Raw genomic sequence first — 22,870 nt, forward strand, 5'->3', positions numbered from 1 at the left:
GGGGTGTGCGTATATTAATTCGAGTCGCCGCGAGGTAGCCGAGAGGTTAACAAGTGGTGACGTTGGACAGCTTGTTCAGCACTGATGAAGTGCAAATTTTTTCGAGAGTTTGACTTCGTTTGGTTGGTTGTGTAAGTTAGTTCGGGCCGCCAACGAGAGGTTAACGGTTGGTTAACTGATTGTGGTGTGCGGATGATGTGTGAGAACTCAATAGTGTGCCAATGTACTTTTTGTGTTGGTTGGTTTTTGATTGTTCTGGCTGCGGTACATCGTATGTGTGCCGTGGTTGGTGTATGCCGGATGGCGCTTTTTCTTAAGCGGCGTCATTGTAAATAACATAAGTTGTTTGGGCGTAGATTGAAAATCTTCTAACTAGGCCAGCCTCCTTTTTGTGCCCCGTCGGGTTGGGGGTTGGTTGGATTTTTTCTTTATGTAGTTTTTGGATATGCCAGTCCGTGCTGTGCACGGTTTGGTTTGTTCTTTTTTGTTAGGTTTGGGCTTTTCACGGCCTTTTTTGTGGAGAGTTTGATCCTGGCTCAGGACGAACGCTGGCGGCGTGCTTAACACATGCAAGTCGAACGGAAAGGCTCCTGCTTGCAGGGGTACTCGAGTGGCGAACGGGTGAGTAACACGTGGGTGATCTGCCTTGTACTCTGGGATAAGCTTGGGAAACTGGGTCTAATACCGGATAATAACTGCCTTTAGTGTGGTGGTTGGAAAGTTTTTTCGGTGCAAGATGAGCTCGCGGCCTATCAGCTTGTTGGTGGGGTAATGGCCTACCAAGGCGTCGACGGGTAGCCGGCCTGAGAGGGTGTACGGCCACATTGGGACTGAGATACGGCCCAGACTCCTACGGGAGGCAGCAGTGGGGAATATTGCACAATGGGCGGAAGCCTGATGCAGCGACGCCGCGTGGGGGATGACGGCCTTCGGGTTGTAAACTCCTTTCGACAGGGACGAAGCTTTTGTGACGGTACCTGTATAAGAAGCACCGGCTAACTACGTGCCAGCAGCCGCGGTAATACGTAGGGTGCGAGCGTTGTCCGGAATTACTGGGCGTAAAGAGCTCGTAGGTGGTTTGTCGCGTCGTCTGTGAAATTCCGGGGCTTAACTCCGGGCGTGCAGGCGATACGGGCATAACTTGAGTGCTGTAGGGGAGACTGGAATTCCTGGTGTAGCGGTGAAATGCGCAGATATCAGGAGGAACACCGATGGCGAAGGCAGGTCTCTGGGCAGTAACTGACGCTGAGGAGCGAAAGCATGGGTAGCGAACAGGATTAGATACCCTGGTAGTCCATGCCGTAAACGGTGGGCGCTAGGTGTAGGGGGCTTCCACGTCTTCTGTGCCGTAGCTAACGCATTAAGCGCCCCGCCTGGGGAGTACGGCCGCAAGGCTAAAACTCAAAGGAATTGACGGGGGCCCGCACAAGCGGCGGAGCATGTGGATTAATTCGATGCAACGCGAAGAACCTTACCTGGGCTTGACATACACCAGATCGCTGCAGAGATGTAGTTTCCCTTGTGGTTGGTGTACAGGTGGTGCATGGTTGTCGTCAGCTCGTGTCGTGAGATGTTGGGTTAAGTCCCGCAACGAGCGCAACCCTTGTCTTATGTTGCCAGCATTTTAGTTGGGGACTCATGAGAGACTGCCGGGGTTAACTCGGAGGAAGGTGGGGATGACGTCAAATCATCATGCCCCTTATGTCCAGGGCTTCACACATGCTACAATGGTCGGTACAACGCGCAGCGACACTGTGAGGTGGAGCGAATCGCTGAAAGCCGGCCTTAGTTCGGATTGGGGTCTGCAACTCGACCCCATGAAGTCGGAGTCGCTAGTAATCGCAGATCAGCAATGCTGCGGTGAATACGTTCCCGGGCCTTGTACACACCGCCCGTCACGTCATGAAAGTTGGTAACACCCGAAGCCAGTGGCTCAAACTCGTTTAGGGAGCTGTCTAAGGTGGGATCGGCGATTGGGACGAAGTCGTAACAAGGTACCCGTACCGGAAGGTGCGGGTGGATCACCTCCTTTCTAAGGAGCATTATTTTTGTGCACCAGTTGGTGCTTTAAGCAATCATCGTCATTCATTTTTCTTTGTGTGGTGGTGGTTGTGTGGTGGTTGAGTAGGCGTAAGTTCTGCTGCCACTTTTTGTTTAATCGGGTGGAGATACATCTTAACCAGTGGTGATTAAAGGTTAATTGACCAACGCGTTTGTTTGTGAAGTACTTGGTGCATTGTTGGGTGTCTGGGGCATTATCCCCTGGTTGTAACCCGCACTTTTTCAGCAGTCGTGATGCAATAGGCATGGTTGTTGGCCTGTGTGGGGTGTTGTGTGAGAACTGTATAGTGGACGCGAGCATTAAACTGCATGCTGTTATCACCATGTGTAGCTGACCTTTGTTGGTTGGTTGTTGTGGTGGGTGTGTGGTTTGTGTGATTTCTGTTCTTTTGTGTTTTGTGTAGTTCACGCCGGCATGAATGATGCTGCTGCTTTTGTGGTGGTTGTTGTTTGTGTTGGTTGTGTGTTCGTTATTTAGGGCGCATGGTGGATGCCTTGGCATGCTGAGCCGATGAAGGACGTGAAAGGCTGCGTTAAGCCTCGGGGAGTTGTCAATTAAGCGTTGATCCGAGGATGTCCGAATGGGGAAACCTGGCACCTGTTATGGGGTGTTACCCTTCAGTGAATTCATAGCTGTTGTGGGGGTTTACGCGGGGAAGTGAAACATCTCAGTACCCGTAGGAAGAGAAAATAAATTTATGATTCTGCTAGTAGTGGCGAACGAACGTGGATGAGGCTAAACCGTGTGCATGTGATACTTGGTAGGGGTTGTGTGTGCGGTGTTGTGGGCCCCAACGTGCGGTGACTACCATCATCGTGCTTGTGTGTTGTTGTTAGGTGAAGTGGTGTGGAAACGCCTGCCGTAGAGGGTGATAGTCCCGTAGTTGAAGACTTCAGCATTTAAGTTGTTGGGTTGCCCGAGTAGCAGCGGGCTCGTGGAATCTGCTGTGAATCTGCCGGGACCACCCGGTAAGCCTAAATACTCAGTGTGACCGATAGTGTATTAGTACCGTGAGGGAATGGTGAAAAGTACCCCGGGAGGGGAGTGAAATAGTTCCTGAAACCGTGTGCTTACAATCCGTCAGAGCACCTTCTTGTGTGTGATGGCGTGCCTTTTGAAGAATGAGCCTGCGAGTCAGCGGCATGTCGCGAGGTTAACCCGTGTGGGGTAGCCGTAGGGAAACCGAATCCTAATGGGGTGTATTTAGTGGCATGTCCTGGACCCGAAGCGGGGTGATCTACCCATGGCCAGTGTGAAGCAGCTGTAAGAGGTTGTGGAGGCGCGAACCCACGTAGGTTGAAAACTGCGGGGATGAGCTGTGGGTAGGGGTGAAAGGCCAATCAAACTCCGTGATAGCTGGTTCTCCCCGAAATGCATTTAGGTGCAGCGTCGCATTAGCTTGGTGGAGGTAGAGCTACTGGTTGGTTGAGCGGGACTACAATCTTAGCAATGTCAGCCAAACTCCGAATGCCATCAATTGTGTTGTGCGGCAGTGAGACTGTGGGGGATAAGCTTCATAGTCGAGAGGGAAACAGCCCAGATCGCCGGTTAAGGCCCCTAAGGGTGTGCTAAGTGGAAAAGGATGTGGGATCGCGAAGACAGCCAGGAGGTTGGCTTAGAAGCAGCCATCCTTGAAAGAGTGCGTAATAGCTCACTGGTCGAGTGGTCCTGCGCCGACAATGTAGTGGGGCTCAAGCACACCGCCGAAGCCGCGGCAAACTTTTTTGTTTGGGTAGGGGAGCGTCGTGCATGTGTTGAAGCGTTACCGTAAGGAGGCGTGGAGTGTGTGCGAGTGAGAATGCAGGCATGAGTAACGAATTGGAAGGTGAGAATCCTTCCCGCCGGATGACTAAGGGTTCCTGGGTCAAGTTCGTCTTCCCAGGGTGAGTCGGGACCTAAGGCGAGGCCGACAGGCGTAGTCGATGGATAACCAGTTGATATTCTGGTACCCGTATGTCCGCGCCCATGATAAAGCACTGATACTAACCACCGCGGATACTTGCTGAATACTCTTTGAGTGTTTGGTTTGTTGATGTCGTGGGGCCTGATGTGTGGTTCAAGTGATGGGGTGACACAGTGTAGTAGCCATGCCGCTTAGTGGATTGTTGGTGTAAGCGTGTGAGGTGGTGTGTAGGTAAATCCGCACACTTTTTGCCTGAGGCGTGATGCGTAGCCCGATTGGGGTGAAGTTGGTGATCTAGTACTGTCGAGAAAAGCCTCTAGCGATGTGGATGTATGGCCCGTACCCGAAACCGACACAGGTAGTCAGGTTGAAAATACTAAGGCGTTCGGGTGAACTGTGGTTAAGGAACTCGGCAAAATGCCCCCGTAACTTCGGGAGAAGGGGGACCACACGACTTCGGCACTTCTTTGCGAGTGTTTGGGGTTGTGGGGTCGCAGAGAATAGAGGGAAGCGACTGTTTATCAAAAACACAGGTCCATGCGAAGACGTTAAGTTGATGTATATGGACTGACGCCTGCCCGGTGCTGGAAGGTTAAGAGGACCGGTTAGTCACCTTTTGGTGGCGAAGCTGAGAATTTAAGCCCCAGTAAACGGCGGTGGTAACTATAACCATCCTAAGGTAGCGAAATTCCTTGTCGGGTAAGTTCCGACCTGCACGAATGGCGTAACGACTTCCCTGCTGTCTCAACCACAGGCCCGGTGAAATTGCACTACGAGTAAAGATGCTCGTTACGCGCGGCAGGACGAAAAGACCCCGGGACCTTCACTATAGCTTGGTATTGGTGTTTGGTTCGGTTTGTGTAGGATAGGTGGGAGACTTCGAAGCGCGCACGCTAGTGTGTGTGGAGTCGTTGTTGAAATACCACTCTGATCGGATTGAGCATCTAACCTTGGCCCATGATCTGGGTTGGGGACAGTGCCTGGTGGGTAGTTTAACTGGGGCGGTTGCCTCCCAAAATGTAACGGAGGCGCCCAAAGGTTCCCTCAGCCTGGTTGGCAATCAGGTGGCGAGTGTAAGTGCACAAGGGAGCTTGACTGTGAGACAGACATGTCGAACAGGGACGAAAGTCGGGACTAGTGATCCGGCACCTACTTGTGGATGTGGTGTCGCTCAACGGATAAAAGGTACCCCGGGGATAACAGGCTGATCTTCCCCAAGAGTCCATATCGACGGGATGGTTTGGCACCTCGATGTCGGCTCGTCGCATCCTGGGGCTGGAGTAGGTCCCAAGGGTTGGGCTGTTCGCCCATTAAAGCGGCACGCGAGCTGGGTTCAGAACGTCGTGAGACAGTTCGGTCTCTATCCGCCGCGCGCGTTGAAACTTGAAGAAGGCTGTCCCTAGTACGAGAGGACCGGGACGGACGTACCTCTAGTGTGCCAGTTGTTCCGCCAGGGGCATCGCTGGTTGGCTACGTACGGAAGGGATAACCGCTGAAAGCATCTAAGCGGGAAGCCTGTTTTAAGATGAGGTTTCATTATTAGGTCCCCCAAAGACGATGGGGTTGATAGGCCAGAACTGTACGCACCGCAAGGTGTTTAGGCGACTGGTACTAATAGACCAAAACAAACACACACTTACCCCCAAGAGGGAAGTGTTAACAACACAAACACACGATTGTGTAATCACATTGTCCGTGTTCGCGTCCACTACACAGTATCTGACACAACACCCACGGCCAGAAAATGCCCTGGAAGTTTGTCGGTGGCCAATAGCAGCAGGGAAACGCCCGGACCCATTCCGAACCCGGAAGCTAAGCCTGCCCGCGCTGATGGTACTGCAACCGGGAGGTTGTGGGAGAGTAAGAAACCGCCGACACCAAACAACAAAACAATAACTCGATACAACACCGAAAAAGGGGACCGTTGAAGCACCACCGCTTCAACGGTCCCCTTTTTTCACGTTTTCCACCTCACTACCGACCAACACTCGTCCTAGTGTTGAAGACGGCTCTTGGCTCTAAGCGCCCGGAGCAGTATGACTTACCCCACCGCTGATGGGCCGTCGCGTTCACATGCGAATCTTACAATGGGGGTTGCGAGAACTTTATGGCCACGCCGCCTCGCCCAGTCACGGTAAAGGAAAAGAAGCATGATTGAATTTCTTTTATTCCTCTGTCCCTCAGTGCTCTACATCCTTGTCCGGCGCAAGTCAATTGGGGTGTCCCGCGCCCTTGCACATGTGGGGTGGCGATGGGGAAGCTGGCAAGCGGCAGGGCTAAGCCTCGTTTTGTTCCCTGTGCTGCTAGGAACTGGTTACCTCGGTATCCGTCTCGTGTCGACAGCTAGTCTGACGCTCCCAGGTGTCGTTCTCGTCCATGGGGTAAGTGGTGCCGCGATTCTGAGAGCCGTAGGCGAGGAGATTTTCTTCCGAGGATTCCTCGGCGGCTTGTTCTTTCGACGCTGGGGACTATGGGTTGGGAACACTCTTCAGGCCGCTCTTTTTCTCGTTCCTCACCTCGTGCTACTGAGTATTGATGTGCATCTGTGGCCGATACTTCCCGTTCAGTTCCTCGGCGGCTGGATACTGGGCGTGGTGAGATATCGTTCGGGTAGCGTCATTGAGTGCTCAGTTCTACATGCTGCCGTTAATATAGGGATTGGACTGCTGGCGGGTTAAGTGAAGGATTGCGTTCGCGTGCTCGGGGCGATTAATCGTCGACCCTGGGCACATAGCTCTGTGCCGCAGGTCTATTTTTCGTTCGTTAGGCGTCGCACTGCCTCGCGGATGACCTCCGGACGCTTGCAGAAGGCGAAGCGCACCTTGTTCCTCCACGGTTCGGGGTTGTCGGTGAAGGCGGCGAGTGGAATGGCTGCCACCCCGCTCGCCGCGGGCAGTTGCATGCAGTATTCCACGCCGCTCATACCGGTGGAGGAGACGTCCGCGACGACGTAGTAGGTGCCGCCAGTGTCGTGAACGTGGAAACCGAGCTGCGTGAGTCCTTCCACCAAGATGGCGCGGCATTCTGCTAGCTCGGAGACCATTCCGTTCAGCCAGTCCCGTTCGTAGCACAGGGCGTGGGCCACGGCCGGCTGGAAAGGCGTGGTGGAGACGAAGGTAGTGAATTGCTTGGCCTTAATGACACCGTCGAGAAGCTTCGGCTCCGCAATGGCCCAGCCGGTCTTCCACCCGGTGCAGTTGAAGGACTTGGCGGCAGAAGAAACCGTAACGGTGCGCGAAGCCATCCCCGGCAGGGAAGCGATGCTGACGTGTTCGGCATCGGCGAAGGTGAGGTTCTCGTAGACCTCGTCGGCAAGCACCACGAGGTCCTTCTCCACGCAGAGCTCGGCGAGCTCGGTGAGCGCCTCGCGGGAAAAGACCGAACCGGTCGGGTTATGCGGGGTATTGATGATGACCATGGCGGTCTGGTCCGTGACGGCCGCGCGCACGGCGTCGACGTCGATGTCCCAGCTGTTGCCGGATGCTTTGAGGGGGACGGGGACCCGGGAGGCGTCGGCAAGCGCGACGGCAGCGATGTACGCGTCGTAGTAAGGCTCGAGGACGATGACCTCCTGGCCTGGCTCCACCAGGCCTAGGACGGTGGCGGTGATGGCCTCGGTGGCACCCGCGGTAACCACGACGTGGTCCTGGGGTACGGAATACGTGTCAGCGATAGCTCTGACCAGCTCCGGAACCCCGCGCAGAGGAGCGTACTGGTTGTTGCCGCCGGCAATGTTTTCCTGCGCAATCTCCAGCATGCGCTGCGGGCCGTCGCTATCGGGGAAGCCCTGGCCTAGGTTCACCGCGTCATTCTCCACGGCGAGCGCGGTCATGGTGGCGAAGATGGTCTCGCCGAATTCCTGCAGCCGTTGAACAGTCATTTAGAGCACCAGCAAATCGTACTTGGTGGCCTTTACATCGGACAGGCGCTTGCGGGCGCGCTCCAGGCGCTGCCACTGGTCCTCCGGGATGGACTTGCGGGCCATAGCCACGGTCTCTGCGTCCGGCGTGCCCCAGGCAATCGGCATGGGAGTAATCTGCTGCCAGTGCTCCTTGGCGTTGGAGCTGCGTTGGCCGGAGACAGCGGCAACTGGAACCTTGGTTCCCACGGTGCGCTTGATGCCTGGGATGCTGGTGACCGTGCGCAGGCACGCGCCCCACCGCGGCGGTGCCTTTGGGTCAACATTGGTGTTTACCAAAGCCATGAGCACCATGTCGCGCTCATTGACCTCCGCCACCACGGCGGGCGCGAGGGGATAGGAATCATAGAGCTTCTGCGCGGAGCCCACCTGGCGGGAGGCCAGCACGCCGATGAGGGCGCAGAAGATTCCGAAGAGCACCATGCCCAGGGCTAGGGTGATGCGCCAGGTGGCGGTCAACGCCAGATACACGGCAATGCCGCCGACGATGAGCAGGGCACCCATGATGAGACCGGAGTTGCGCAGGCGGGAGGAATCCCGCAGGAGCTCGTTGTTCTGCTTGGCAAAGTCCTCGTGGACGTCAAACTTGAAAATCTTCATTGGTTCACAAGTCTACTGCGTCCACCAGCCGGTAGGCATAACCCTGCTCCGCCAAAAAGCGCTGGCGGTGCATGGCGTACTCCGCATCGAGCGACTCGCGCGCGACCAGCGTGTAGAACGTCGCTTCCTGGCCGTCCTCCTTGGGGCGCAGCAGGCGGCCAAGCCGCTGGGCCTCCTCCTGGCGCGAGCCAAACGTGCCGGAGACCTGGATGGCCAGGGCGGCCTCCGGGAGGTCGATGGAAAAGTTCGCCACCTTGGAGACTACGAGGGTTGTCAGCTCCCGGTCCCGAAATTGTTGGAAGAGCCTTTCCCGCTGAGCGGTGGAGGTCTTACCGTCGATGACGGGGGCGCCCAGGTGCGCACCGAGCTCCTCCAGCTGGTCCACGTAGGCGCCGATGATGAGCGCCTGCTGGCCGGCATGCTGGGCCAGCAGTGCGTCCACGGCGGGGAGCTTGGCGCTTGCCGACGCCGCGATTCTATACCTATCCCGCGCGTTCGCCGTGGCGTAGAGCATGCGCTCTTCCTGCGTCATGTCCACGCGCACCTCGACGCAGTCCGCGGTAGCAATGTAGCCGGCGGATTCCAGTTCCTTCCACGGGGCGTCGTAGCGCTTCGGTCCGATGAGGGAGAAGACGTCGCCCTCGCGGCCGTCCTCGCGCACGAGGGTGGCGGTGAGGCCTAGGCGGCGGCGCGATTGAAGGTCGGAGGTCATGCGAAAGACCGGGGCGGGCAGAAGGTGGACCTCGTCGTAGATGATGAGGCCCCAGTCGTGGGAATCGAAGAGTTCCAGCGCCCGGTACTCGCCCTTCGTCTTGCGAGTGACCACCTGGTAGGTGGCGATGGTCACCGGCTTGATCTCTTTCTTCTCGCCGGAGTATTCGCCAATCTCGTTGGGCGTGAGGGTGGTGCGGCGCAGCAGCTCGTCGCGCCACTGGCGCCCGGCCACGGTGTTAGTGACCAGGATAAGCGTGGTGGCCTGTGCCTTGGCCATGGCGGCCGCGCCCACGATGGTCTTGCCCGCGCCACACGGCAGCACGACGATGCCGGAACCACCAGCCCAGAAAGACTCGGCGGCGTACTGCTGATAGTCGCGCAAGTGCCAGTCCACCTCGTCGGTGCTGAGCTGCATGGGGTGGGACTCGCCGTCGACGTAGCCGGCGCGGTCATCGGCGGGCCACTTGGCCTTGAGCAGCTCCTGCTTGAGCCGCCCGCGAGCAGAGGGTGGGACCGCACTGGTCGTGTCGTCGATGCGCTGGCCCAGCAGCTCGCCCACCTTCTTGTGGCGGGTGAGCTCCTCCAGAATGGCGGGCTCGTCCGCTTCAAGAATGAGGCCCTGGGCTGGGTGCGCCAGCAGGCGGACGCGGCCGTAGCGGGACATGGTCTCGGCGACGTCGACCAGCAGCGCCTGCGGTACCGGGAAGCGCGAGTAGGTTTCCACAACGTCAACGACCTGCTCCGCGTCGTGGCCGGCGGCGCGCGCATTCCACAGGGCTAGCGGGGTGATCCGGTAGGTGTGAATGTGCTCGGGCGCGCGCTCCAGCTCCGCGAAGGGCGCTAGTGCTGCGCGGGCCTGGGCGGCCTGTGGGTGGTCGACCTCCAGGAGAACGGTCTTGTCCGACTGGACGATGAGGGGTCCGGGCACCACAGCTCCTTTCTATTCGTCCGGGTTGTGTAGCTCGACTGATCTTAGGCGGTGCAGCGGAAAGCGAACAGCCTTGCCATCTGCAGTGAGTGCGTCGATGACTCCACCCTCCACGCGCAGTGGGGTGACCGTGAGCGTTTGCAGCACGCCGGACTTGTCGGCGTAGCGCACGGTGACCGGGCGCTGGGCACGCGCGGCGGCCCGCGCAATGTCGGCGCTAGTAGCCGTGTCAGCCGTGCCGGCGCTGTCGAGGAGCGAGTCTTTGCCTGCGGCCGCGGGACGTTGCTGGGGCGAGCCCGCGGAGCGCAACGCCGCCACCGCTGCGTCTACGGAGGAAGCCGGGCGTTTTCGCGCGGTGGTCCGGGCTAGCGGGAGCGTGTACGGCTCCGGGGCCACGGCAATTGACGCCCCGGACTCGTCCTCCGCGGTAGGTGACAGGCCCTTGTCCCGCAGCTTGTCCAGCAGCTCGCCCACGCGCAGGGAGGACACCGCCACGGTGGGGGCCAGCTGGCGCAGCTCCGGCACACTGACGACGGCGAGCTCCAGCAGCGCGGGATCGTCGCTGCGCAGGTAGGACAGGGCGGGGCCGCTGCGCAGCGTGCCGTGGCGCTTGGACACGTCCCGAATGGCGAACTCCAGTGCCTGCGGCAAGCCCGTGGGGCAGTGCTGGCTCAAGAACTCGGTGATTTCCTGCGCAGTCATGCCGCGGTCCATGCCGCGGCGCAGCGTGGATTCACTGATGCGGAACACGCTGGCCAGGCCCGGTGATTCGAGGTCCGCCAGGGACGCCAGTGTGCGGTGCGCGGCCGGCTCCAGGGGGCCGGGCACCAGCACGGTGAGATCTGCTTGAATGATGAACTCGGAGACCGTCTCCGGAACGAGCTCTGCCGCCGCGGACGAGTCGAAGAGGATCCGTGTTGCTCGGCCCAGTGCCACGGCGCCGATCCATTCGGCCTCGTCCCGTAGGTGGTCAATGGTCTCCGCGCGGGAGTTGCTGGCGAAAAGTGGGGATCCGAAGCGCAGATCCTCCCAAAAATCCTGGGAATCTAGCGGGTCGGCTGAGTGTGCGTATACCCCCAACACGAAGCGCCGGAAGCGCGGCAGGCGGTGGTTGAGGGTGTCCTCGCCGAACACGCGGGGCCCAGCCCAGGTGGCCCAGGGTGAGTCGCGCCAGGCGTCCACGAGGACCCGCCACTTGTCAGCTAGACCGGCCTCAAGCCATTCCGCAGCGCCCTCGGTGACGGCCAAGAAGTGGCCTTCCAAGCCCTCCGGTTCGCCGAGGCCGAGCAGGCGTGCCTGGTGGCCCAGGCTGATGAGCCGCGCGACCTCGTCCGACTCCAGCGCTAGTTCCTTGACCAGCTGTTTGAGCGCGCGCACGCCCAAGGTTCCGTCTTTGAGCAGCGCGACGGGTCGCGTGCCGAGGACGCCGATGAGGTGCTCCATGTCCCGGACTACGCCCAGCCCGGCGGCGGTTCCGGCATCGTCCGCCTTGGAATCCGGTACGGGCTCGCCGACGCGCTCCGACGGGGTCAGCGGTATTGGTGCGGTGGGTTCTCCGGCCAAGAGCCGCCGCAGCGCGTGGGGCAGGCGCACCGTGCGGCTGCTGGTGCGCTCAAGCAAGCCCTTGGCAATAAGCCGCGGGACCGGCTGCGTTGGATCCGCATCGGGCGCGGCGTTGTGGGTCTGGCCCACACCGTCGCCGGCAGCGAGTGTGTCGAGCACCCGGTGCTCGTCGGCAGGCAGGGCGTCAATGCTGTCCTGGCTGACATCGAGCTGGTGGAGGAGCGTCCAGCCCGGGGGAAGCGCGCCCATGACACCGGTGACAATCTGTACGGTGCGCGGGTGGTCAGCTTCCTGCGGGTCCCCGAATACCAGGCCGCGGTGCAGCAGCTGCTCGGTGACGTCCCGGTCGGTCACCTCGACTGGTTCCAGCTCGCCGCCTCGCGCGGCGATGTCTTCCAGCGCTGCCAACTGTGCGGCATTACACGCGGCTAGTGCGTCCACAATGCACATAGGCAGCGTGAGACGGGTAGCCAGGGAGCCAAAGTCCGGCGGGGCCGGTGTGAGCGCTTCCGGGCGGTTGCTCAGCAGGGCGCGCAGATCCTCCTCCGGTAGGTGCGCAAGCCAGGTGCGGAAACTCTCGGTGCCGCGGGTGCGGTTGCGTGGGGAAGTCATAGGCCCCCAAGCCTAGCGCTCCTGCCTCCTCGGCGGAGAAAGGCAGAAGAAGGGAAGATGAGGCGCAGCAGCCTGAAGGAACTGTTGGACGTGCCGCGAGGGGAGCGCAGCAACACCGGCCGGCGGGGCGCGGTCAACGTGGCGCGCGTACCAAACGGGGGAGAAGGCGGGGCACGAGTTGCTCCGCCGAGTTACTTTTCGGCGCGCTGTTTGGAATAATGAGGAACATGTCGAATGAGAACAAAGGCTTCGTTTCCCCGGCTTGGCCGAAGAACAGCCCCCGCGAGCACGCCATCACTGAAATCTCCGCACCGTTTGCTGGCGCTTCCAGCCCGTTCGGTGACGATCTGATCCTGCCCATGCCGGCAGAAAAGCTCAACTACGTACACCCGTACACCCGCATTAACCGCTAATCCGGTTCGCACTCAGCTGCGCTCAGCCGCGGCCGAGCGAGTGTAGTCTAGCCCCTCCGAGATAGTTCTCCTCGGTGGGGCTAGTCGTGTGTGGTGGGGGCGTTGGGGGCGCTTTGACTCGCCTTGGCTTTGGGCTTGGGCTTGAACCTTGAGGCCGTCGAGGAATGTGTCAATGAGCGTTTCCCGTATGCGGCCCATGTGCTCAGGGTCTAGGGGGACGGCAGGTAGAGGCCTAGTGATGAGGCCGATGGAGAGGTGAAGCTCGAGGGGGTTGAGAGAACGGGGGCAGAGTTCGGCGCGCTGAGCCGGCTCGATGAGGCGGCGATACAGCCTCTCCAGCTCGGCACTGCGCTGTTGGGTGATGTGCGCGATCTCGTCCTTGGAGAAGGCCGCTGCGGTTACTTCTGCGGAGGCGACCTGCACTAATGCTGCAAAGTTGAGGCTGGCGATGCGGTGAATGGTGCCGCGCCACGTGCCCTCGGGGTCGGCCGGAAAGTTCTCCAGCTGCTTGTCTACTTCCTCCTCAATTCGGCGTACCTCGGCGCCGCTGATGGCGTCGATCAGCGCGAGCCTTTCCGGGAAGTGGCGTGACACGGTGGCCACCCCAACGCCGGCCTTCTTAGCGATTGCTCGCATGGATACGCCTGGTCCTTCGCTAATGAGCAGTTGCCGCGCTGCGGTAACGATGGCTTGCTTGTTTTCTGTTGCGTCTTGTCTCACAGCTTGCATCATAACAAATGGAACACTATGCTCCACTTCTGTAATTGAAACACAGTGTTCCATTTGGAGGTTGGGTAATGACATCGCAAGCAACGAGGGACAAGAAGGGTCCCTCAACTATCGTGAAATCTATTGGTGTGATCCTGGGGATCCCCGTCGTCATCGGGCTTATGTTGTGGGCCTTCTTGGCCCCCACCTTTGCCTCGGGGCCTGCCGGGGTGCCCATCGCGCTGTCGGCGCCGGAGCAGATGCAGGACAGCATCGAGCAGAAGATTGAGCAAGGGGCAGGCGACGACGCCCCCGAAATCGTGATCAAGAACAGCGAGGACGAGGTGCGGGACGCGGTCCTCGACCGTGAAGCCGTGGGCGGCCTAGTGCTGACCCCGCAGGGGGCAAGCGCGTTCACCGCTTCAGGTAATGGTGCGCCTTATGCAGCGCTTATCGACGGCCTCGCCGGCAACCTAGAGGCCCAGGGCATGACCGTGGAGAAGCGGGATCTCGCCCCGGCTACTGCTGATGACCCGCAGGCCAGCGGTATCGGGCTCCTGGGGCTGCCCCTAGCCTTCGGCGGAGTAATCTCCGCGGTCATCGCCACCTTCGTCTTCCGCGGCAAGAAGTGGGTCAAGCTGGCGGTGTTGGTGGGTATCGCGCTTCTCGGCTCGCTCGTGGCGACGTGGATGCTGCACTCCGTCTATGGGACGCTGAATGGCAGCTTTGCGGCCGAGTGGGCTGCTATCGCCTGTGGCATCCTCGCCACGTCGATGTTCACGGCCGGCCTTGCCGGACTTCTGGGCGCAGGCGGTATTGGAATCGGCGCAGTACTGACGATCTTCCTGTCGAACCCGCTGTCCGGCTTGGCTACGGGCCCGTGGTTGCTGCCGGCGGGCTGGTCCACGCTGGGACAGTGGATGCCCATCGGTGCGACGGGCTACCTGGTGCGTTCGCTGTCCTTCTTCGACGGGCGGGGCATTGGCCACGCCTGGTGGACCCTGGTGCTGTGGATTGTTGTCGGCGCGGTGCTGCTTGCCTGTGACCGCTCTCGTAGCAAGGCTGAGGCGGCCGCTAAGGCCTGAACCAAGGGTGAAAACGCCACAGGCCCGACTGGCACATGCCAGTCGGGCCTGTGTGCTCCCCTCTAATCGCTGTGCGCGGGGAGCGCGGATGAGTAGTCCTTACTTGGACAGGGACTCAATGAACTGCGCAACCGGGTCGATGACGTGGCGGTTGGCGGAGTAGAAAGCGTTGAAGTCGTGGCGGTTGGCCTTGTACTGCTCAGTGAAGGAGGCCGGGATGGTCAGGCCGTACTGGGTAGCAGTGTTCTCGATGAGGGAGTACAGGGCGTCCACGGCGAGCTCGTCGTTCGGCTGCTCGGCAGCGTCCTGGACCGGCTCCGGAGCCTCAGCCGGGGCCTCCGGGGCGGCCGGCTGCGGGGCCGGTGCCGGTGCCGGAGCGGCATCCAGGTTGCGCGGGGTAGCAGCGGAGTTCAGGCCCAGGGAAGCGGAGCAAGCCGGCCATGCGCCCCAGCCCTGGGAAGCCAGGATCTTCTCAGCGACAGCGATCTGCTGCTCGCGGGTTGCCTGGTTAGCGGTAGCAGCGTACTGGCCGCCACCGAAGGCGTTCCAGGTAGCGCCGGAGAACTGCAGACCGCCGTAGTAGCCGTTGCCGGTGTTGATGGCCCAGTTGCCGCCGGACTCACACTGAGCCAGGCGGTCCCAGTCGGAGTCCGGGGCGGCGGCAGCGTTCGGTGCCATGATGGCGGCAGCGGCGCCGACGGCGACGGTGGAAGCGGCGAACTTGGAAGCGATGGACTTGTTCTTAGCGGAGTGGCGTCCCATGAAAGTATTCCTTCTCTAGGTTGTCTCTTGCGTTCTCGCGCCCAGATGATGCCCAGTCCGGCAGGTGTCTTACAAACTTCTGCACGTAAAAAATATGGCCACACGCGTGAAAGCCCGGACTGTGTCTGGGGCGAGACTTCCACGGCCTGTGGCCGAAGTGCCTGTGGGCAAGAGTAGCGGTTTATAACGAATCAGTCACGTTAATTGACCTAAAACGATAACAATGACGGCACGAGTCCGGTGTTTTAGCAGGTCATTACATCGATGTAATCTACATCACGCAAGTAACGGGTGTGGTGGGTGTGGCGATATATGGCGCGGGTTTCTTTCCGTGGCGAGGGCGGGTTAAACTATGTCTCTTTATAGTTACACCGAAAGATTCCACTGCGCGCGGCTGTGGGGGACTTTCCTCGCGGCCCTGCGGCGGCTGCCAGTTCGCCTGCATGCCTAGCGCGCCTCGCCTGATGCATGTTGGGCACACCCCGCAGGTGCTGCGGCCGACCCAGGTCGGCTCAGCGTGGCGGGCGCCTAAGATCTGGAGGGAGTTCAAGGAAAGAAAGGGAGTAGGGTCCATGCCTATCGGAAAAGTGAAGTGGTTTGACGCTGACAAGGGATTCGGCTTTGTGAGCAACCCAGGGGACGAGGACGTCTACGTCGGCCGCAACGTGCTGCCCAAGGGCGTTGAGGAGTTGTTCCCGGGCCAGCGCATCGATTTTGATTTCGCTGCTGGCCGCCGTGGCCCGCAGGCGCTGCGCGTCAAGGTGCTTGATGCCCCACGCCGCCGCACCCCGTCCCGCAAGCCGGAGGAGCTGGCCAGCATGCTCTCTGATGTCATGACACTGCTGGAAACCCAGGTCCAGCCGGTGCTGAGCCAGGGCCGCTACCCGGAGCGCAAGACCGGCCGCCAGGTGGCGGAGATCCTACGGGCGATCGCTAAGGACCTGGATAGCTAACTCCGACGCTACAGGGGGGAAAGCTACTTGGCGCTGGTGTCGTCTCCGGTGGTCTGAGATTCCTTGAGCTCGTCCTCGCTCATGGTGGACAGGGACCACACGGTATTCATCGGGGTTTCCTCGCCGGCGTCGTCGTGGCCAATCATCAAGGTGGAAATCTCTACCACCATAAGCTTCGGGCGCTCGCCGGTGGATGCCTCAATGGGCTCGACCGAGCCGGGGATGTTCAACTCCGTAGTCTCGTTGGCGCCGTGCGTGGTGCTGTCGTTGGCGGCGGGGTCGTCGTAGATGGACAGCACGTTCCACTCGTGATCGGAGATGGCCTCCGGGATCTCAATATGCAGGGTGTCATCGGGTCCGACCTTAAGGTTGGGAACCTCGCCCTCGGGGCACTCCGTGCCCGGCTCGCAGACGATGTAGGGGGAGACCTCCACGGAGTTATCGGCCACCGTGGCCTTAATAGTGACGTCCTGCGGTGACGGGCCTGGCCGGTCGTTCCACCACTTTTGGAACAGGACGACTGCCACCACAATCACCGCCACAGCGATAATCAGCGCCAGAAACTGCAGCAGTGACTTCTTCCTTGCTTGCTTCACGGTTGCCATGGCTGAAAATCCTACTCGAAGCGCACCCGGTACAAGTCGTCCCACCGCTTGCCCGTGACCCAAAACTCGTCGGTGCCCGGGATATGCGCAATGCCGTTGAGGACTGCGTTCGGGTCGTCTGAGTCCACATGCTCCAGCCCGGTGGTGTCGATGACCGCGGTGACCTGCCCGGTCGCGGGATCGATGCGCAGAATATCTTTGCTCATCCACACGTTGGCATATACCGCGCCGTCGACGCATTCCAGCTCGTTGAGATTATCCACTGTCTTCCCATCGAGGGTGACCTGGGTGCGCGGGGATACCTCGTCGAAGGTCTTCGGATCGACGTGGCGCAGCTGGTCTGAGCCATCGGACATGATGAGCTCAGCCCCGGCGTTGCACAGCCCCCAGCCCTCGCCCTCGTAGGACACCCGGTTAGTTTCAGTAAATGTGGTCGCATCGTGCAGGATCGCGGTCCCTGACTTCCACGTTAGCTGCCAGATGCCGTGATCCGTTTGGGTGATGCCCTCGCCGAAATAGGTGTTGTTGAGGGAGATTTCCTCCAGCGGATGGCGCGATCCCGGGCGCACACGCAGCAGCTTCGACTCGCCGTACATGCCGGTGCCGATGAGCAGGTTGCCGTCCTGGTCTACCTCGAGGCCCTGGGTGAAGGCACCCGGGAGCATGGTGGTCTTCTCCAGCACGGTGACACCGAGTCGCTCTGGTTCGGCGCCGGCGACCGGGCTGGCGGCGGGCGGGGCTGCGGTGCTCGATTGTGGCTCCGAGACGGTGTTGTCGGTTTCGGACGTGCAGGAGCTGAGGCCGCACACCGCGGTGGCCGCCGCGCACGTTGTGGCGAGGAGCCGGAGTGATAGGGAGTGCGAAGAGGAGCGCAATGAGAGGAGCATGTCTGTCATTGTGCACTATAGTGTCCGCCGTGATGAATAATGGCAGGGTGACTCGCAAGAAGAAGATGGCATCCCCGCTCCTCGGCTCGGTAGCAGTGGACCTGGCCCGCCAGGCTGTTGAAGAGGTGGGCGAAGGGGGCGTCGGCAAGCACCGCGGCGTCGCCGGAGTCGGCCGCAACGTGGCCACCCACCGCTTCGAAGCGGACGTCCCGGGCTATCCCGGCTGGGAGTGGCACGCCGTCTTGGCGTGTGCGGAGGGCTCGCGCACACCTACCGTGAACGAGGTAGCACTCGTGCCGGGCGGCAGGGCCCTGCAGGCGCCGGAATGGGTCCCGTACTCCGAGCGTCTGCGTCCGGGAGACCTAGGCCCGGGAGATATCATGCCGCCCGCGCCTGACGACGAGCGCTTGGAGGACGGCGAGCTTTCTGATGTCGGTTTGCGCCAAGCCACGGAACGCTGGCGCCGCACGTTCGGCCCTACCTCTGAGATGGCGGCGCAGTCGCGCCTGCAGTGCAAAACCTGCGCCTTCTACCTCCAGTTGCTGCCCAATTACGGCGTGTGTGCTAATGAATACTCCGCGGATGGCAGAGTGGTTCACGCCACCTATGGCTGCGGGGCACATTCCGGCACCACCGTGCGTGAAGAGGGATCCGAGCAGGAGCAGGCCTTCGACGACGAAAAGCCGATCTTCTAAAACCCCGGCCAGGCGGCGGCGTGGGCGACGCCGAACGAGCTACAGGCTTGCGTTTTAGTGGGGGAATGGAGCACGCTTAGCAGGTAAAACTTCATTTCTCTAGATAGAAGGGGCGCTCTCTTTCGATGAACGCAGCTATCGATCGCTTTTTTAAAGTCTCCGAACGCGGTTCCACCATCGGAACCGAGGTTCGTGCAGGTGTGGTCTCGTTCTTTGCGATGGCCTACATCATCCTCCTCAATCCGCTCATCCTGGGCACCTCTGCCGATGCTGCCGGTAACACCCTGGGCATCCCGCAGGTCGCTGCCGCCACCGCACTCGTCGCGGGCGTGATGACCATCGCCTTCGGCTGCATCGCGCGCTACCCGTTCGCCATGGCCGCCGGCCTGGGCATGAATACCTTCGTGGCCGTGACCATGGTCTCCACCAAGGGGCTGGAATGGCGCGAGGCCATGGGCCTGGTGGTCATCGAAGGTCTCATCATCGTCGCGCTGGCCATGTCGGGCTTCCGCCAGGCAGTCTTCGACGCCATCCCGGATTCGATGAAGGCCGCCATGGGTGTGGGCATCGGCATGTTCATCGCCATGATCGGCTTCGTGGACGGGCACTTTGTCACCCGCGTGCCCGACGCCGCGCAGACCACCGTCCCGGTGGGCCTGGGCGTGAACGGCTCCATCTCCACGTGGCCTGCGCTGGTCTTCGTCCTGGGCCTTATCATCTGCGGCTTCTTTGTGATCCGCCAGGTGCGCGGCGGCCTTTTCCTGGGCATCGTCATCACCACTGTCATCGCCATGATCATCCAGGCGGCTACCGGCTCCGAGGACTGGAGCATGGCCACCCCGGAGATCCCCTCCTCCTTTGGCGGCATCCCGGACCTGTCCATCGTGGGCCAGGTGGATCCCATCGGTGCGTTCACCAAGCTCGGCGTGGTAGCCACCACGCTGCTCATCTTCACCCTGCTGCTCACCAACTTCTTCGACGCCATGGGCACCATGAACGGCCTGGGCAAGCAGGCAGGACTCGTCGATGAGCACGGCAACCTGCCCGAGATGAAGACCGCCCTGGTGGTCGAGGGCTTCGGTGCTGTGGCCGGCGGTGCCGGCTCTGTGTCCTCCAATACCGTCTTTGCGGACTCGGCCGCCGGCATCGGCGACGGTGCGAAGACTGGCCTGGCCAACGTCACCACTGGCGTGATCTTCCTGCTGGCTATGTTCCTCACCCCGCTGTACGAAATCGTGCCCATCGAGGCCGCCGCACCGGTGCTCGTCATCGTCGGCGTCATGATGGCCGCCCAGCTCAAGGACATCGAGTGGACCCGCATGGAGCAGGCCATCCCGGCCTTCCTCACCATCGTGGTCATGCCGTTTACCTACTCCATTGCCAACGGCATCGGCGTCGGCTTCATTGCCTACGCGCTCATGGCCACCTTCGCTGGCAAGGCCAAGAAGGTGCACTGGATCATGTGGCTGGTGGCCGCCCTCTTCGTGGTGTACTTCGCCATGGGGCCAATTAGCTCGCTGTTGGGGTAGCGCCCGGGAAGGCGCAGCACCGTAGCTAGACTATGGGGCATGCGTTTTCTCATCGATGACCCCACAGACCCTCGCCTGGACGATATCCGCGACTTGAAGCGCGCGGATAAGTCCGGCGAGGGTTTTGTCTTTGGAGAAGGCCCGCTGTGCGTGGAACGCCTGCTGACCTCGCGCTTCCCGGTGCGCTGCATCATCGGCTTTGAGGCCAAGCTGAATACCCTCTTGGCCTCCCATGACGTGGGCGATATCCCCGTCTACCAGGTCACGCGCGAAACCTTAGGCAAGGTGACGGGCTTTGACATGCACCGCGGCCTCGTCGCCGCGGCGGACCGCGCGGAGGCCTGGACTGTGGACGAGGTCATCGAGGGTGCCCGCACGCTTGCCATCATGGAAGGCGTGGGCGATCACGAAAACATTGGCTCCCTCTTCCGCAACGCCGCCGGCATGGAGGTCGATGGCATCCTGCTGGGCTCAGGCGCTGCGGATCCGCTCTACCGCCGCTCAGTCCGCGTGTCCATGGGGCACGTGCTGCGCCTGCCCTGGGCGCGGTTCGAAGGTGGCTTTACCACCTGGCAGCGCGGTCTAGAAAAGCTGCGGGAGCAGGGCTTCCGCCTCGTTTCCCTGACTCCGCACCCAGAGGCGGTGCACATTGCTGAGGCCCTCGACGGCGCCGAGAAGGTAGCTCTCCTAGTCGGCGCGGAGGGGCCGGGGCTCACGGAGCATGCCATGAAGGCGACCGACGTGCGGGCGCGCATCCCCATGGCAGAAGGCACGGACTCGCTCAATGTGGCGACGTCTGCGGCCATTGCCTTCTACGAGCGCCAGCGGTCCCAGAGGTTCCGCGAGGTGGATACCGCGTAGCGGCGCACTAGCCCGCCAAGCTGCTTGGCGGTGCGCAGGATCTCCTCGCCGGTGGACTCCGGCTCGAGGTCGTGCTCTTCGTAGTCGTCGTAGTCGTTGAGCCCCAGCTTGGACACGGACGCGGTGGCGACGTCCGCCACGCTGCGGCGCGGGGCGGGGGTGTCCACCTTGGGCTCGGGGCGGCCATCGGTGGCGTAGCCCACGACGTCCACGTCCGGGCCGTCCGCGCCCACGGGAACGCCGAGCCAGAACTCCTGGGCGGCGGTGGCGATGCTTATCGGCTTAAAGGGCAGCGCGATGCCGCCGGCCGCTCATCCACATCGCCCGCCCAGAAGGGGGCCTCGAAGGGCTCGGGAAGACCATGATCCTCAAAGAGGTTGTCGCGGGTGCCGCACAAGGAACGGCGCAGGCGCGGCCCCGTCCAGTGCGCGAAGCCGCCATAGCCGGTGTCCGGGTTGGCGGTAAAGGCGTAGATTTCCTCTGCCGGCACCGCCTCCCGCAGGGAGCGGGAGAGCTGGGAGAGGGTGAGCTGATCATCGCGGATCAGCGTCTGCACCACGGTCACGCCCGGGTAGCCGCCAATGTAGAACTCGCTCGTGCCGGGCTCGGCGGAGCGATTGAGGGGGAACTGGCCAATCGGGGTGACAGGCAGCGAGGGATTGAGCTGTGCGAGAAACTTGCGGCCGAATCCGCGGTCGGCCTTGGGCTCGCCCCGCAGGACCTCGGCGGGGTCCGCGGCGGTGACGTACCAGATAGTGAGAACTGCTGTTTGCTTATCCACGGTGCTCTCTCGGCTCTACTCGCGGGGGCGCTTGGTGGAGGAACGAACGCCCAGCAGCACGTCTTCCCAGTGCGGGGTGACGGCCTTGCGGCGGCGCTTGGTGGGCTTGCGCTCCGGGTCAGGATTCTGGAGGAAGTCCTCGTCCACGGCAGAGTCCTTCTCCGCATCCTGTGCCGTGCCGCGTGCGGTCGTGGTGTCCTGGTCTGCGCTGGCCGCGGAATCCGCGGCGTCAGCGGACGGGTCATGAGCGCCGTCGGCGTCGGCCGCATCCTGGCCTGACGCCGCGGAGCCGGGCGCGGGCAAGACGGTGGGCTCGGCAAAGCGGTCTGTGCTCTTCGGCGCGTTAGCGTCGCTGGTATAGGAACCCAAGTCGGTCACACCCGGTTCACCGGCGCGGGCAGCGTCGATATCGATGGTTCCGTCATGGCCCTCACGGCCGTCAATGGCTTCGTCGTAGCGCTCGCCGCGGCCCACCGAGGTCAGCGAGCGTACCGGCTGCACGAAGTCCGGGTCGGTGAGGTCGGCGGCGACCGAGTTGCGCGCGACCACCGTGGCGGGGGAGGACATGGTCTGCTTAAAGGTCCACTCCGCCTCGTTGGCGGAAAGTCCCGCCTTCCACGTGATGCGCAGGATCCACGGCTCGCCCTGGTGGCGGTAGGCGTCCCACGTCGACTCGGACAACGAGTGTCCGCGTGCGGCGAAGGCGGTGGCGAGGATCTCCCACAGTGTGAGAGTGGCGGGGCCGTCCTCGCGGACTGGGTGGGCCTGCTTGGCTACGTCCGCGATGCGCGCCCGCTCCAGCAACACCGGATGCGCGAAAGGCTCGATGCGAGACTCCGGCACGCCGAGTTCCTCAGCCATCTCGGCGGTCGTGGCGCCGGCACGGATGCGCGCCTGAATCTCGTTGGGGCGCAGGTGAATGGGCTCTGCCTGGGAGTCCTGTCCGGTGGACCCACGCGTTTCGCGCGCGGCCGGCATGACGGTGCGCAAGCCGGTGGAGCGCTGCGGCTGCGCGGCGGAGCTATCCGTTTGACCTGCGTGGCCCGAGGTGGAATCCACGTCCTCCTCGTCCTGCGGCGCGGAGGGGGTCTGGTTGGTGGCTGGTCCGGTTGCCGCATCGCTGGTGGGCTCGAGCACCGCGCGAAGCTCGTCGGTGACCTCGAGGAAGAACTCCTCGCCGTCCTCGGCCCGCAAGACGAGCGAGGTGTCAGTTGAGTCGCTGGGTGCGAGGAAAATCTCGCGCATGGTGGCGCTCCTTAGCCTGGTAGCGGACGTGTGATGAAGTCCACT

The 22,870-nt window shown here is 61.5% G+C and carries 16 protein-coding genes, 3 rRNA genes and 1 pseudogene; 10 read left to right on the forward strand and 10 right to left on the reverse strand.

Annotated elements, in window-relative coordinates:
* The first annotated feature begins 513 nt into the window (after nt 1–513).
* The 4 genes from ACLI1P_RS04075 to ACLI1P_RS04090 all read left to right on the forward strand — a co-directional run bounded on the left by ACLI1P_RS04075 (nt 514) and on the right by ACLI1P_RS04090 (nt 6,643).
* Nucleotides 514–2,032 (forward strand): 16S ribosomal RNA (locus ACLI1P_RS04075).
* A 492-nt stretch (nt 2,033–2,524) separates the two neighbouring features.
* A 23S ribosomal RNA gene (locus tag ACLI1P_RS04080) occupies nt 2,525–5,599 on the forward strand.
* Nucleotides 5,600–5,724: 125 nt separating this feature from the next.
* A 5S ribosomal RNA gene (rrf, locus tag ACLI1P_RS04085) occupies nt 5,725–5,842 on the forward strand.
* Together the 16S, 23S and 5S rRNA genes form the textbook arrangement of a ribosomal RNA operon.
* A 273-nt stretch (nt 5,843–6,115) precedes the next feature.
* A complete protein-coding gene (locus tag ACLI1P_RS04090) occupies nt 6,116–6,643 on the forward strand; it encodes a CPBP family intramembrane glutamic endopeptidase (protein WP_296135211.1) in 528 nt (175 codons plus the stop codon).
* A gap of 71 nt (nt 6,644–6,714) precedes the next feature.
* Here ACLI1P_RS04090 and ACLI1P_RS04095 read toward each other — a convergent pair whose 3' ends face one another.
* Genes ACLI1P_RS04095 through ACLI1P_RS04110 form a run of 4 tightly spaced genes read right to left on the reverse strand, consistent with a single transcriptional unit; the run spans nt 6,715 to nt 12,301 of the window.
* The gene (locus ACLI1P_RS04095) at nt 6,715–7,845 is read right to left on the reverse strand and encodes an aminotransferase class I/II-fold pyridoxal phosphate-dependent enzyme (RefSeq protein WP_296135209.1); all 1,131 of its coding nucleotides are present in this window, start codon (nt 7,843–7,845) and stop codon (nt 6,715–6,717) included.
* Nucleotides 7,846–8,484, reverse strand: a complete 639-nt coding sequence (locus tag ACLI1P_RS04100; protein WP_411709473.1) for a DUF3239 domain-containing protein — start codon at nt 8,482–8,484, stop codon at nt 7,846–7,848.
* 4 nt (nt 8,485–8,488) lie between these two features.
* On the reverse strand, nt 8,489–10,126 hold the full coding sequence (locus ACLI1P_RS04105) for a DNA repair helicase XPB (protein ID WP_411709474.1): 1,638 nt from the start codon (nt 10,124–10,126) through the stop codon (nt 8,489–8,491).
* Nucleotides 10,127–10,138: 12 nt separating this feature from the next.
* Nucleotides 10,139–12,301, reverse strand: a complete 2,163-nt coding sequence (locus tag ACLI1P_RS04110; protein ID WP_411709475.1) for a helicase-associated domain-containing protein — start codon at nt 12,299–12,301, stop codon at nt 10,139–10,141.
* Between the two features lie 227 nt (nt 12,302–12,528).
* Here ACLI1P_RS04110 and ACLI1P_RS04115 point away from each other — a divergent pair, with 227 nt between their 5' ends.
* On the forward strand, nt 12,529–12,714 hold the full coding sequence (locus ACLI1P_RS04115) for a hypothetical protein (protein ID WP_296134175.1): 186 nt from the start codon (nt 12,529–12,531) through the stop codon (nt 12,712–12,714).
* 12 nt (nt 12,715–12,726) lie between these two features.
* Here ACLI1P_RS04115 and ACLI1P_RS04120 read toward each other — a convergent pair whose 3' ends face one another.
* Nucleotides 12,727–13,434: a TetR/AcrR family transcriptional regulator gene (locus tag ACLI1P_RS04120; protein ID WP_411709476.1), complete on the reverse strand. Its 708-nt coding sequence runs from the start codon at nt 13,432–13,434 to the stop codon at nt 12,727–12,729.
* Between the two features lie 122 nt (nt 13,435–13,556).
* On the opposite strand from ACLI1P_RS04120, the gene ACLI1P_RS04125 reads away from it, so the two are divergent.
* Nucleotides 13,557–14,507 (forward strand): ABC transporter permease, encoded by a 951-nt coding sequence (locus ACLI1P_RS04125; RefSeq protein WP_411709477.1) that lies wholly within the window; start codon nt 13,557–13,559, stop codon nt 14,505–14,507.
* A gap of 99 nt (nt 14,508–14,606) precedes the next feature.
* Here ACLI1P_RS04125 and ACLI1P_RS04130 read toward each other — a convergent pair whose 3' ends face one another.
* Nucleotides 14,607–15,269, reverse strand: coding sequence for a resuscitation-promoting factor Rpf1 domain-containing protein (locus ACLI1P_RS04130; protein WP_411709478.1), 663 nt, complete (start codon nt 15,267–15,269; stop codon nt 14,607–14,609).
* A 572-nt stretch (nt 15,270–15,841) separates the two neighbouring features.
* On the opposite strand from ACLI1P_RS04130, the gene ACLI1P_RS04135 reads away from it, so the two are divergent.
* A complete protein-coding gene (locus ACLI1P_RS04135) occupies nt 15,842–16,222 on the forward strand; it encodes a cold-shock protein (protein WP_296134169.1) in 381 nt (126 codons plus the stop codon).
* A 23-nt stretch (nt 16,223–16,245) separates the two neighbouring features.
* On the opposite strand, the gene ACLI1P_RS04140 is transcribed toward ACLI1P_RS04135, so the two are convergent.
* Together ACLI1P_RS04140 and ACLI1P_RS04145 are read right to left on the reverse strand one after the other, a co-directional pair.
* Nucleotides 16,246–16,827 (reverse strand): DUF2771 domain-containing protein, encoded by a 582-nt coding sequence (locus ACLI1P_RS04140; protein ID WP_411709479.1) that lies wholly within the window; start codon nt 16,825–16,827, stop codon nt 16,246–16,248.
* 11 nt (nt 16,828–16,838) lie between these two features.
* The gene (locus ACLI1P_RS04145) at nt 16,839–17,723 is read right to left on the reverse strand and encodes a glutaminyl-peptide cyclotransferase (RefSeq protein WP_411709480.1); all 885 of its coding nucleotides are present in this window, start codon (nt 17,721–17,723) and stop codon (nt 16,839–16,841) included.
* 56 nt (nt 17,724–17,779) lie between these two features.
* Between ACLI1P_RS04145 and ACLI1P_RS04150 the strand changes: the two genes are divergently transcribed.
* From ACLI1P_RS04150 to ACLI1P_RS04160, 3 genes are all read left to right on the forward strand, one after another.
* On the forward strand, nt 17,780–18,409 hold the full coding sequence (locus tag ACLI1P_RS04150) for a DUF3027 domain-containing protein (protein ID WP_296134179.1): 630 nt from the start codon (nt 17,780–17,782) through the stop codon (nt 18,407–18,409).
* 125 nt (nt 18,410–18,534) lie between these two features.
* The gene (locus tag ACLI1P_RS04155; protein WP_408931803.1) at nt 18,535–19,938 is read left to right on the forward strand and encodes an NCS2 family permease; all 1,404 of its coding nucleotides are present in this window, start codon (nt 18,535–18,537) and stop codon (nt 19,936–19,938) included.
* 39 nt (nt 19,939–19,977) lie between these two features.
* On the forward strand, nt 19,978–20,799 hold the full coding sequence (locus tag ACLI1P_RS04160; RefSeq protein ID WP_411709481.1) for a TrmH family RNA methyltransferase: 822 nt from the start codon (nt 19,978–19,980) through the stop codon (nt 20,797–20,799).
* Here ACLI1P_RS04160 and ACLI1P_RS04165 read toward each other — a convergent pair.
* A pseudogene (locus tag ACLI1P_RS04165) lies at nt 20,751–21,580 on the reverse strand (DUF6928 family protein). The gene ACLI1P_RS04160 and the pseudogene ACLI1P_RS04165 overlap by 49 nt on opposite strands.
* Before the next feature lie 15 nt (nt 21,581–21,595).
* Nucleotides 21,596–22,825 carry a septation protein SepH gene (gene sepH / locus ACLI1P_RS04170; protein WP_411709482.1) on the reverse strand — a complete coding sequence of 410 codons (1,230 nt, stop codon included), beginning with the start codon at nt 22,823–22,825 and terminating at the stop codon, nt 21,596–21,598.
* Nucleotides 22,826–22,870: the final 45 nt, after the last annotated feature.

The organism is Corynebacterium tardum, assembly GCF_046717785.1.
Lineage (GTDB): Bacteria > Actinomycetota > Actinomycetes > Mycobacteriales > Mycobacteriaceae > Corynebacterium.